This window comes from Streptomyces sp. NPDC001156 (assembly GCF_053598275.1).
The window spans coordinates 1-10,850 of record NZ_JBSFJX010000241.1 but is presented as its reverse complement, the minus strand read 5'-3'; the positions used below and the strand labels follow the sequence as shown (position 1 = coordinate 10,850).

General features: G+C 69.2%; 13 protein-coding genes and 2 pseudogenes. 12 read left to right on the top strand and 3 right to left on the bottom strand.

The window, feature by feature from the left end; genetic code table 11:
* Positions 1–924: 924 nt before the first annotated feature.
* Positions 925–1,650: a CDGSH iron-sulfur domain-containing protein gene (locus ACWDA7_RS45275; RefSeq protein ID WP_450613049.1), complete on the bottom strand. Its 726-nt coding sequence runs from the start codon at positions 1,648–1,650 to the stop codon at positions 925–927.
* Entirely contained in the window at positions 1,647–2,873 is a 1,227-nt protein-coding gene (locus ACWDA7_RS45270; RefSeq protein WP_450613047.1) for a ferritin-like domain-containing protein, read from the bottom strand. Before ACWDA7_RS45270 ends, ACWDA7_RS45275 begins: the two co-directional genes overlap by 4 nt.
* Before the next feature lie 700 nt (positions 2,874–3,573).
* Here ACWDA7_RS45270 and ACWDA7_RS45265 point away from each other — a divergent pair.
* Positions 3,574–4,080 carry a transposase family protein gene (locus ACWDA7_RS45265; RefSeq protein ID WP_450613051.1) on the top strand — a complete coding sequence of 169 codons (507 nt, stop codon included), beginning with the start codon at positions 3,574–3,576 and terminating at the stop codon, positions 4,078–4,080.
* Positions 4,081–4,139: 59 nt separating this feature from the next.
* On the opposite strand, the gene ACWDA7_RS45260 is transcribed toward ACWDA7_RS45265, so the two are convergent.
* A complete protein-coding gene (locus ACWDA7_RS45260; RefSeq protein ID WP_450613045.1) occupies positions 4,140–4,607 on the bottom strand; it encodes an NUDIX hydrolase in 468 nt (155 codons plus the stop codon).
* Between the two features lie 18 nt (positions 4,608–4,625).
* Here ACWDA7_RS45260 and ACWDA7_RS45255 point away from each other — a divergent pair, with 18 nt between their 5' ends.
* The 11 genes and pseudogenes from ACWDA7_RS45255 to ACWDA7_RS45205 all read left to right on the top strand — a co-directional run.
* The gene (locus ACWDA7_RS45255; RefSeq protein ID WP_450613043.1) at positions 4,626–5,396 is read left to right on the top strand and encodes a GntR family transcriptional regulator; all 771 of its coding nucleotides are present in this window, start codon (positions 4,626–4,628) and stop codon (positions 5,394–5,396) included.
* A gap of 139 nt (positions 5,397–5,535) precedes the next feature.
* Positions 5,536–5,881: pseudogene (locus tag ACWDA7_RS45250) on the top strand (SCO3933 family regulatory protein).
* A 2-nt stretch (positions 5,882–5,883) separates the two neighbouring features.
* On the top strand, positions 5,884–7,239 hold the full coding sequence (locus ACWDA7_RS45245) for an FtsK/SpoIIIE domain-containing protein (RefSeq protein ID WP_450613041.1): 1,356 nt from the start codon (positions 5,884–5,886) through the stop codon (positions 7,237–7,239).
* 81 nt (positions 7,240–7,320) lie between these two features.
* Positions 7,321–7,971 carry a DUF2637 domain-containing protein gene (locus ACWDA7_RS45240; protein ID WP_450613039.1) on the top strand — a complete coding sequence of 217 codons (651 nt, stop codon included), beginning with the start codon at positions 7,321–7,323 and terminating at the stop codon, positions 7,969–7,971.
* Between the two features lie 23 nt (positions 7,972–7,994).
* Positions 7,995–8,186, top strand: a complete 192-nt coding sequence (locus tag ACWDA7_RS45235) for a mobile element transfer protein (RefSeq protein WP_329512334.1) — start codon at positions 7,995–7,997, stop codon at positions 8,184–8,186.
* An 11-nt stretch (positions 8,187–8,197) separates the two neighbouring features.
* Complete coding sequence (locus ACWDA7_RS45230; RefSeq protein WP_329512335.1) at positions 8,198–8,353, top strand: hypothetical protein; 156 nt, start codon at positions 8,198–8,200, stop codon at positions 8,351–8,353.
* A 23-nt stretch (positions 8,354–8,376) separates the two neighbouring features.
* Positions 8,377–8,688 (top strand): SpdD-like protein, encoded by a 312-nt coding sequence (locus ACWDA7_RS45225; RefSeq protein WP_450613037.1) that lies wholly within the window; start codon positions 8,377–8,379, stop codon positions 8,686–8,688.
* Between the two features lie 91 nt (positions 8,689–8,779).
* Positions 8,780–8,965, top strand: a complete 186-nt coding sequence (locus ACWDA7_RS45220; protein WP_450613035.1) for a hypothetical protein — start codon at positions 8,780–8,782, stop codon at positions 8,963–8,965.
* On the top strand, positions 8,958–10,337 hold the full coding sequence (gene repSA / locus ACWDA7_RS45215) for a replication initiator protein RepSA (protein WP_450613033.1): 1,380 nt from the start codon (positions 8,958–8,960) through the stop codon (positions 10,335–10,337). Before ACWDA7_RS45220 ends, repSA begins: the two co-directional genes overlap by 8 nt.
* On the top strand, positions 10,334–10,525 hold the full coding sequence (locus ACWDA7_RS45210) for a helix-turn-helix domain-containing protein (RefSeq protein WP_450613031.1): 192 nt from the start codon (positions 10,334–10,336) through the stop codon (positions 10,523–10,525). Before repSA ends, ACWDA7_RS45210 begins: the two co-directional genes overlap by 4 nt.
* A pseudogene (locus tag ACWDA7_RS45205) lies at positions 10,525–10,850 on the top strand (site-specific integrase); the annotation flags it as partial. The gene ACWDA7_RS45210 and the pseudogene ACWDA7_RS45205, both read left to right, overlap by 1 nt.

Here is a 10,850-nt window from a genome sequence, read left to right as displayed (position 1 = left end):
CGCCACGCCGGACGGGCCGACGGCCACGAAGGGGGCAGCGATCGTGCGCAGCGACTCACCACGCATCGATGCACCCCCCTCCCCAACACGTGATCAGCAACAGGAAGAACGCTACCGGCAGGCACTGACGATGCCCGCCATGCGTCGTGCGCGCTGCAACACCACGAACAAGTACATGCTCGTGCACACTCACACACTCCTGCACATCCGAAACCGAACAGCTCCCAACCCCTGCTCTTCACGTCGGGCGCGCCGCGTGAGGAGTACTTCGAGCAGGTGTCGCAGCTGGCCCATGCCACGGATGAAGAGCGCGCCAAGTTCTTCGAGAAACACGGCTCTTACTTCGTGGAGTAACCCGAAGTTCTCTGTCCTGGTCCGGTTTCTGTGATCAGCCTTGTCGTGGCGGCGGTGCTGCCGCGCCATCGCTGCGGGGTTGCCACAGGAAGCGCTCGAAATCCTGTCGTGGTTGATGCGCAGGTCCGGTCCATGACTCTCACGGGCTGTCATGGAGCGCGTCGGTCTCAGGGGCGCCCGGCTCGTCCGGATGACGCGGTGCAGCCAGGCCCACACCCGGGCCCGGCTGCACTCGGCGAAGCGCCGGCAGACTGCCTGCCGGCACCTCGTGGTCGCCTGCGCGTCCCGGTGGCGCTGGGTGCTGACGGCAAGGTCACCGGGTCAGGCCGAATCGGCGTCAGTCCGCCGCGCCCCCTTACTGCCGCGCCACAGAGCCGGCCGGCACGTCTACGGATGGCCGGCGGGACGGTGCCGAGGAACGGTCGTCTGCGAGATCCTGCGACCACCCCCCCGGGTCGTCGTTCTCGGCTGTCGTCATCGTCCCTGCCTTGTCTGTCCTTCTGCGTTCCGCCGAGGGGTCGTCATGCGCTTCCGTGCCTCGCTTGCGATCTGCTGAGGACGCCAGAGCCTTCATGTATCGGATTCGGGGCTTTCTCCCGACGTGTTGTTCTCATCGCGGAATCCGATCGTGCGGTGGGTCCCATCGCACAGTGGCTTGTTGTTGGAGTGGCCGCAGCGGCAGAGCGTCATCCTGTTCCGGGTCTGCAGTGGCTGACCGTCCGCCCTGACCACGGGCACTCCACCGGTGACCCACAACGAGCTGGCCTGACCGTTCTCCTCCTCGAGGACCGAGATCGCCTGCGGAAGGTCGGGCTCGATCGAGTCGCCGTCGCGGTGGAGGGCGTAGCTGTAGGACCCGGACGGGCAGTGGTCGATCCGTCCCATGACGTTGGAACGGACGTCGCTGTCGTCGGTGTCGGCGAGCATCTCGGCGATCGGCTTGGTGCGGCCGACGCAGAAGGCGGCGTGGATGCACAGCTCGCCGACCCGCCGGGCAGAGATCTCGACCCCGTCGTGAACGTGCTGGAGCTCCTCGTACGGACGAACATCTGCCGACTCCGTGCCGTCGAACCCGCTCACGGCGTGAGTCCCGTCGCAGAACGGCTTCGAGCCCGAGCGTCCGCAGCGGCACAGCGCGTAGACGGCCTCGGTCTCGATGGTTTCACGAGTTTCCCAGGTCAGTGAATCGTTGTCTTGGGAGACGATCTTGCGTTTGCGTCTCAGCGGGATCCGCCCGTAGACCACGTACGGGCCGTTCTCCAGTACGACGATCCGGCGCCGCTCGTCGCCGATCACCGGCGGAGTTCCGGTTCGACGTACTCGAAGGTCGGGCCGGCTGTTGTGCCGTCTCCGTCGGGCATCTGCATCAGGCTCTGCGCCTGTGCCTTGAGCGCGTACATCGTGCCGGTCGCCGCCCCGAGCATCTTCGGGCTGCCGTTGAACGCCTGATCCAGTAGATGAAGCAGTGCGCAATATGTCTGGTTGAACTCTTCCTGGGCGGTTCGGATCGGACTGCCCACAGGGTGGTCTTCCATCCGCGGGTTGGGGCGCATCGGGTGGACGCCGGCGATGTCGACCGCCACCGCTTCACCCGTGGGGCCCGATTGCGGCGTGTCACCGCGCCGGTATCGCCGGCCCAGCTTGAGCTCCTGGAACCGGTAGTAGTGGGAGACCTCGTCGCGGTCGGGGTGGAAGATGTCCTGGTCACCGTCCCAGACTTCGCCGCGTGCCGTGCCCTCGCCCTGCTCGACGATTTCCTCCAGCGCCGCCAGAGCCGAGCTGAGATCGGTGATCGCGGTCAACTGTCCGCCCGTGTGGGAAAAGGGGCCGGCGGTGACCTGGCGAGTCGGGTCGCCGCAGAAGACCTCCTGCTCGCCGAGTTCGGCGCACAGGTACTGCAGTCCTTGTTCGATGGCGTCGTAGAACTGCCCGATCGTCTCGTAGTTGTCGCCCTCGGCCGGAGCGCCGGGCAGCGCCGGCTGTTCGAGGCGGAGGAACATCTCGAGTGCCTCCGGCCCGAACGGAACGAGTGACAACTCCAGGGAGCGGTCGCCGTGGGGCAGGGGCCGGGGATGATGCGGCAGCATCTGCGGCGTGTCCAGGCGAGGCTGCCCGCCGACCGCGTTGAGGAGGTTCGCCGCGAGCGCCAGGTGGATCATCTCTTCGACGAACACACTGCCCACCACCTGAACGGCGTCCGGGTTCCGCGACGCGTCGAGTGAGTAGAGGGCGCAGAGGTAAGGCGGCAGGGTGGCGTGTTCCAGTTCGACCGCCCACTGAAGGTGCTCGCGAAGACTTTCGAGTGTGGCGATCCGTGCCGTCGAAGGTGCCTCAGCGATGTCAAGCTGTTCTGGGTGATTCATGGGTGTTCTCACTTCGGCTGTAGAAAAGGGTAAGTGCGAGCGAAGGTTGAGGGGGCCGGCCTCGTCGCGCTCGGCCTCCGCTGGATGGACCAGCCACTCAGCCGGTCCACCGGTGGACTCCTCTCGGCGGCTTGCCTCAGTCATGATCAGCTCCACCTGTTCGGCGTCGCAGTTGTGCTGAGGGCGGTTGTCGCCTTCGTGATCGTCGTCCTTCCTTCGTACCGGGCCTGTGCGGTCAGGTGTCCGGCACTGAGCGGCCGACCGCGTGGATCGGCTGCATCGGGGCTTTTTCTGTGGCGCATCGGCGACTGAGGCACTCGCCCTGACGGGCGGTCAGTACGTGGGCACCGGGTGAATCCGGTACGGCCCAGGATCACGGCAGACTCGTTCCGGTCCGGGAAGGCCGGTACTGCCGAGTGTCACCATCTTCACGACACACATTTCCGGCCACCGGGGCGCGCATTGCTATCGTGTTACCAGCTCAGACAAGGCAGCCGCACGATCTGTGACAGCTCCGCCGAGATCGAGGACATTCTTTGGCAACGGCGGCCACCTGCTCGTCAGACACCGGCCGGGAACCGCCCGGACACGGCATACCGCCAAGCCCCTGCAAGCGGTCGCGAACAAGGCGCGCACGCCACGTGCAGCCCTGCGCTCCCCGGCCCCGGCCTGGCGGGCCATCTCTCGGTTGGCAGCGCCGGATGCCCACGCGAGGACGATCCGGCAGCGCAGCGCCAACGCCGCCGTCGGCCGCGCGGTCCGGGTGCCGGCAGCGGTCAGTGGTGCACGAGCAGCATGATGACCGCCCCCAGCGGTCATCGATCCGTCCCAGAGATGACTGTAAGCCCCACTACGGCTGGACGGCACCGAGGTGAAGGTGCGCCGCCCCAAGGCGAACAAGCCGGGACGGCGCGCCTTCGTCTCGGGGAAACTGCGGCAGAACACCAAGAAGGCCACCGTGATCAGCGACGAGGCGGGCCGGACCCTGTGGACCGGCGCGATCCGTCCCGGCCGGATGCACGACCAGAGTGCCGTGAAAACGGAAGGGATCGCCGACCTGTTCGAACGGTTCCCCGACGTCAAGGCCAAGGTCGATGCCGGCTACCGAGGCCTGGCCAAGCAGTTCCCCGACCAGGTCAGCGCCCCGCCGCTGAAGCCGAAGAAGGACGCCCCGGCACAGGAGTGGGCAGCGTATGAGGAGGAACGCCACCGGCAGTCCTCCGAGCGTATCTGCGTGGAGCACGCGAACGCCGAGCACAAGCAGTGGCGGCCCCTTCAACGCTGGATCGGCCGCCGCGAGTACTACGACGAGACCCATCTGGCCATCGCCGGCCTGGTCTCCGACCGCGCCGCCATGCAGTAATCACCCATCAGCCAACCCACCAGGCCAGCACGCCCCAACCTCAATCGCACACCACGTCGTTATCCCGCTGGAATGAGCCGTTTGCCGTCGTGGCTTCGCACGTGCGGGCCGTTGCCGTCCAAAGCATCCCGAAGGCGGACCGCGAAGACCTCGGCCATGCGCTCGCTGACCTCGTCGGATGTGAGCCATTCGACCGCGGTGGACTCGGTGGACGTGCGCTCGGTGCCGCCCGAAGGCTTGCAACGGAAGACTAGGGCCACGATGCCCCGCGTCGTGTTCTTGTAGACCCCGGTGAGTTCGTCGACTTCGACGTGGATGCCGGTCTCTTCCAGGACCTCGCGGGCGACGCCGGCCTCGGGGGTCTCGTTGAGTTCGAGTACGCCGCCGGGGAGCTCCCAAGTGCCGTTGTCCGCTCGGCGGATCGCCAGGAGGCGTCCGTCCTCGCGCACCACTACTCCGGCCACGGACACGGAGTGCAGCGGCGTTGACTGGCCTTCCTGGGCACTGTTACTCATGTACAGGAGCATAGGAGGAAGAGAAGGACTATGGGAACAGCGGTAGGAGGTGAGAGGGCCGTACCTCGGTACGTGCAGATCGCCGAGGAGATCGTGCAGCAGATCCGGGCTGGTGTCCTCAAGCCTGGTGAGATGGTGCCGAGTGAGTCGGAGCTGGTGGATCGCTACGGCGTCTCGGGCGGCACGATTCGTAAGGCCATGGTGGAGGTGCGTGCGAGCGGGCTTGTCGAGACGCGGCACGGCAAGGGCTCGATCGTGAAGGATCGCCCGCCGGTACGTCATCGCTCCTCCGATCGCTTCCGGCGCTCACACCGCCAGGGCGGCAAGGCCGCGTACCTCGCGCAGTCCGGCGCCACGGCCAAGGTGAGCGTCCTCTACATCGGCCCCATGGAGGCCCCCGAGGATGCCGCCGAGCGACTGGGCGTCCCTGCCGGCGCCCAGGTGCTCGCCCGGCGTCGCCTCTACTTCCGCAACGGCACCCCGGTCGAGACCGCGACGTCGTACCTCCCGTGGAATGTCGTCAAGGACATCCCCGAGCTGTTCGCCGAGAACCCCGGCGGCGGTGGCATCTACGCCCGACTCGAAGACCACGGACATGAGTTCGCCGAGTTCGTGGAAACGCTGCAGGCGCGTACGGCGTCCAAGGCGGAGGCGTCGGAGCTGGCGCTGAGCCCCGGTGCGCCGGTGGTTCACCTGATCCGCGAGGCGCGCACGATTGAGGGGCGCGTGGTGGAGGTCTGTGACACGCTCATGGCCGCTGACCAGTTCATCTTCGAGTACCGGATCCCTGCTGCCGACTGACGCAGGCTCAACTCTCCGCAGCCCGTCGCGAGTTCTTCTTCGCGGCGGGTTGACTCATGTATAGGAGTCGGGCACTCTTCTTCATGTCACTCATGTACATGAGTGACAGAGTTCAGCATCTATAGAGGAGTGATCTGCTGTGCGTCAGATTCCTGTCGACACCTCCGCCGCGACCGTGATGGTCGTCAAGACTCCGCAGCCGAAGGTCAAGGACCGCCGGACCGGTGAGATCGCCACCGATGCCGAGACCGGGGCGAAGCTGATGACCGTGGGCGTGATGTTCGCGGCGAACGACGAGGTCGAGATCCTGTCCGTCACTCGAGCCGGGCATCTCCGGCGAGCTGGCCATGGGCACCCCGGTGGCGCTGACCGGTCTGATCGCCCGGCCGTGGGAGAACGACTTCAACGGGCAGAAGCGGCACGGCATCGCGTTCCGCGCGGTCGCCGTCACCTCCCTCGCCGCTGGCTCGGCGAAGGCGGCCTGATCATGACCGGTTTCACGGTCACGCTGGTGCTGGTCGCTGCTGCTGCGGGTCTCCTGCGGTGGCGGCGCCCCGCCTGGTACTGGCTGACCTTCGGCGTCACCCTCGCCTCGATCCGGGTCCTGGTCCGCTACGCCACAGTCATGGACGCCTGCGGGCTGACCGTTCCCCCGTCGCGGTGGCGGCTCGCGTTAGCCCGGGCCACCAACCGGCCCGCCCCCGAGTCCCGCCCGCCCCGCATCCTGCTGCTGCGCCCGACCCGCACCGGCCTGGTCCTGCGCTTGAAGCTGCGGCCCGGTCAGGACGCCTTCGACGTCGCCGCCGCCTCCGACCGGCTGCGCCACTCCTTCTCCCTGTACGGCGTCACCTCACGGGAGGTCCGCTCGGGTGTGGTGGAGGTACGGATGACCGGCTACGACGTCCTCAAGCGCGTGCAGATGCCTGCCGGCGTCGACACCTGTCCGATGCGGATCCCGGTCGCGCTGCGGGCGGACGGGTCGGTCCACTACCGCGACTACCGGGCGATACCCCACGCCCTCACCCTGGGCGCCACCGAGTCCGGCAAATCCGTCTACCAGCGCAACCTCGTCACCGGACTCGCCCCGATGGACGTCGCCCTGGTCGGCATCGACTGCAAGCAAGGGGTCGAACTCTTCCCACTGGCCCGCCGGTTCTCCGCCCTGGCCGACAACCCCGACACCGCCGCCGAACTGCTGGACGCCCTTGTGACCCGCATGGGCGAGGTGTACCAGCTCATCCGCGCCGAACAGCGCATCACCGCCGACGTCCCGGATGCGGAGATCGCCGCCGACATCTGGGACCTGCCCGACCACCTGCGCCCCACGCCCGTGGTGGTCCTGGTCGACGAGGTCGCCGAACTCGCCCTGTTCGCCGGCAAGGACGAGGAGAAGCGCCGGGACCGGATCGTCACCGCCCTGGTCCGCCTGGCCCAGTTGGGCCGTGCGGCCGGCATCTACCTGGAGATCTGCGGGCAGCGTTTCGGCTCGGAGCTCGGCAAGGGCATCACCATGCTCCGTGCCCAGCTCACCTGCCGCACCGCGCACCGCGTCAACGATGAGACCTCCGCCAACATGGCCTTCGGCGACATCTCCCCGGACGCCGTCCTGGCCGCGATCCAGATCCCCGCCAAGATGCGCGGCGTCGCCGTCGCTGGGGATTCCACCGGGGGCTGGCACCGCATCCGCGCCCCCCACACGACACTGCGCCAGGCCGTCAACGTCTGCAACCGGCACGCCGACCGGACCCCGGACCTGCCCGAACTGGCGCCGTTCCGGCCCGCCCTGACCGGTGCTCCTGAGGCTCCGGTGCCGCTGTCCAAGGCCGCCCCGGCCACGGCCTGACCCTCTCTGCCCTTCGGTTGGCGTGACCGTCTTCGCGCCTGGTCCCTACCCCCTCCATGCCGGAAACAGGAAGGAGTCACGATGCCCCGCCCCGCACTCCGCATCGACGCCGTGCTGGTCCAGGCCGTCATCGCCGGGGCGTTGTCCTTCGCCCACCTGCACGACCTGGCCGCCGCGGCCGGACAGGCCGGGTGGAAGGCGTGGGCCTACCCGGTCAGTGTCGACCTGCTCCTGGTCGCCGCCTGGCGACGCCTGCGCTCCGATGGGCCGTCCCGGCTGGCCTGGTGCTGGTTCGTGATCGCCCTGTTCGCCTCGCTCGGCGCCAACATCGCCACCGCCGGATTCCTCGACCTGGCCAACCCGCCCGCCCTGCTCCGGCTCGGCATCGCCGGATGGCCCGCCCTCGCCTTCCTCGGCGGCACCCTCCTCGCCCACTCCGGTGGACACCAGGAGCCGCATCCGCCGGCACCCACCGCCCCGGACCCTGCACCCCGCGTCGAGCCCGAGCCCGTCAGCGCTCCAGAGCCCGAGCCCGTATCGGTCGAGCAGGCCCCGGTCCTTCCGGCTGCCGACCCGGTGCCTGCGGTTCCGGCCGTGTTGGTCGAGCACGCACGCACGGTCGCCGACGACCACCAGGCCCGCACCGGCACCCGAATCGACACCGACACCCTGCGCGCCCGCCTCGGCGTCCCGCCGCAGCTGGCCGACGCCATCGCCGCCCAACTCGCCTAACTCCGAAGGGAGCACCACCGACCATGCCTGCCCGTGACCAGTTCCACTCCGTGATGCGGATCGGCCCGGTGCAGATCGGCACCCACCGCGACCGCAACGGCCAGACCAAGCACGCCGCGGTGTGCACCAACGACCGGTGCGGCTGGTCCGCCGACTACTCCAGCTCCTCCGCCGCCCAGCTCGCCGCCCGCACCCACCGCTGCCACGCCCGCTAGGAGACAAGCCCGTGCAGGTTCCGCTCTGGCTCGCCCTGATCGTCGTCGGCTACCTCGGCGTCAAGCTCATCCGCCCACCTGCCTGGCTCGTGGCCGTGCTCCTCCTGGGCGGCTTCCTCCTCGCCGACAGCGTCCTCGCCCCCGCCATCGACAGCTTCATCAAGTAACGCCCACCGAGAGGAGATCCACCGTGTTCCGCCCCAAGGTCCCCACCAACCCGATGCCGACCGGCCTCGTCACCCCGCCCGCCGTCATCGAGCCAGCCACCGTCGTGCAACACCCGGTAGCCCCCGCACCCGTGCCGGTGGCCCCGGCCCGGCCTACCGTCCAGCTCACGCCCGGCGCGGTGGTCGCGCTCGTGGGTGGTGGCACGGCCGTGGTCCTGGTCGTCGGCGCCGTCCTGGTCTCCATGCTCCTCGCGGTCGCCATCACCGGCGCCTCGCTCGCCATCTGCGCCCTGGTGATCCGCTCCCTGATCACCGCCGACGCCAAGCGGCGCTGACCGGCCCCCGGGCGGCCCTGATACCGCCAAGCATCCACCGCCCGGGAGCCATGCCCCCGTCCGATCCCGTGGAACCGGAAGGAACCCCAGCATGACCGACCGCACCACAACGGCGCCCCGCATCTGCCCCAACTGCGACGGCTTCGCCTCCGCCGCCATCACCCTCGGCGGCCGCGACGCCCGCGGCCACCTGCGCACCATCACCGCCCACTGCCCCGCCTGCCACGGCACCGGCATTGCCCCCACCCGCCGCAACCGGGAGGGTGCCCGTGCCTGAGACGCTGCTCGACCCGACCACCCTCGGCGACGTGCTGAGGGTGGCCTCGGCCGACGACTTCCACCGCTGGGAAGACCAGATCCGCCGCACCGGCGGCTGCGCCGACCCCATCCACCTGCAGGGCTGGACCCTCCACAAGGACAAGACCACCGGCGAGACCCTGCACCACTACTCCACCGAGAACGAGCCCGGCGGACGCCTCCGCATCGCCTGCGGCAACCGCCGCGCCTCCCGCTGCCCCGCCTGCGCCTTCACCTACGCGGGCGACACCTACCACCTCATCCGCGCAGGCCTGGCCGGAGACGACCGCCGCAACATCCCCGCCACCGTCCGCGACCACCCCCGCGTCTTCGCCACCCTCACCGCCCCCTCCTTCGGCCCCGTCCACAACCGGCCCGACCGAGGCGCCTGCCGCTGCGGCACCCGTCACGGGGCCGACGACCCCGCCCTCGGCACGGCCCTGGACCCGGCCACCTACGACTACGCGAGCGCGGTCCTCTTCAACAACCACGCAGGGCAGCTGTGGATGAGGTTCACCACCCGGCTCCGCCGGGAGATCGCCGCCCGGGCCGGCCTCACCCGCCGTGAACTCCCCGACCACGCCCGCCTGTCGTACGGCAAGGTTGCCGAGTTCCAGAAACGCGGCGCCGTGCACTTCCACGCCGTGATCCGCATCGACGGACCCGAAGGACCTGACACCCCGCCGCCCGCCTGGGCAACGGTCGAACTCCTCGCCGACGCGATCCGCGCCGCCGCCGCCCACTCCTACACCTCGGTCTCGGTGCCGGCCGCTGGCGACCAGCCCGCCCGCACCTTCCGCTGGGGCACCCAGCTCGACGTCCGCCCCGTGAAGGCCTTCGGCGACGGCTCCGCCATCACCGAACAGGCCGTCGCCGCCTACGTCGCCAAGTACGCCACCAAGGCCGCCGAGACCACCGGCACCCTGGACCGCCGCATCGGCGAACTCGCCGAACTCGACCGCCACCAGGTCCCCGACCACGCACGCCGCCTCATCGAAGCCTGCAAGCTCCTGGATTCGCTCTACCCGGACCGCCGCCTCTGGGCCTGGGCCCACATGCTCGGCTTCCGCGGCCACTTCTCCACCAAATCCCGCCGCTACTCCACCACCCTCGGCGCACTCCGCCAGGAACGCGCCGACTACCGCGCCGCCCAGGAACGCGAAGCCCTCGGCCTGGACGACGTCGAACCGGACACCGTCCTCGTCCTCGCCGACTGGCAGTACGCCGGACACGGCCACACCCCCGGCGAATCCGCCCTCGCCGCGTCGATCGCCCGAGACCTCCAGCTCAACCGCGACACCGCCCGCGAAGCCCTGCGTGACCAACTCGCCCCGGAAGGAGCCGCAGCATGACGACCGCAACCGCAGAGCTGCTGACCGTCCCGGAAGTCATGGCCCGGCTCAAGCTCGGCCGCTCCACCGTCTACGACCTGATCCGCTCGCGCCGCCTGGTCTCCATCACCATCGGCCGCGCCCGCCGCATCCCCGCCGATGCCGTACGGGACTTCATCACCCACGAGACCGAGGAGGCCGCTGGCTGATGCCCGGACAGCGCAAGCGAAACCCCAACGGCGCGGGCACCATCACCAAGCGCAAGGACGGTCGCTTCCAGTGCGCGGTCTACGTGCTCCAGCCGGATGGCACCCGCGCCCGCAAGTTCGCCTACGGCAAGACCTGGGCAGAGTGCGACGCCAAGCGACGGGAGCTGCTGGACAAGGTGGAGTCCGGAGTCCCCGTACCCACCCGCTCCGCCAAGCTCGCCGAGTGGCTACCGTACTGGCTGGACCACTTCATCAAGCCCAACCGCAAGCGCACGACGTACAACAAGTACGCCATGCACGTGCGCCTCTACCTCGTGCCGCTGCT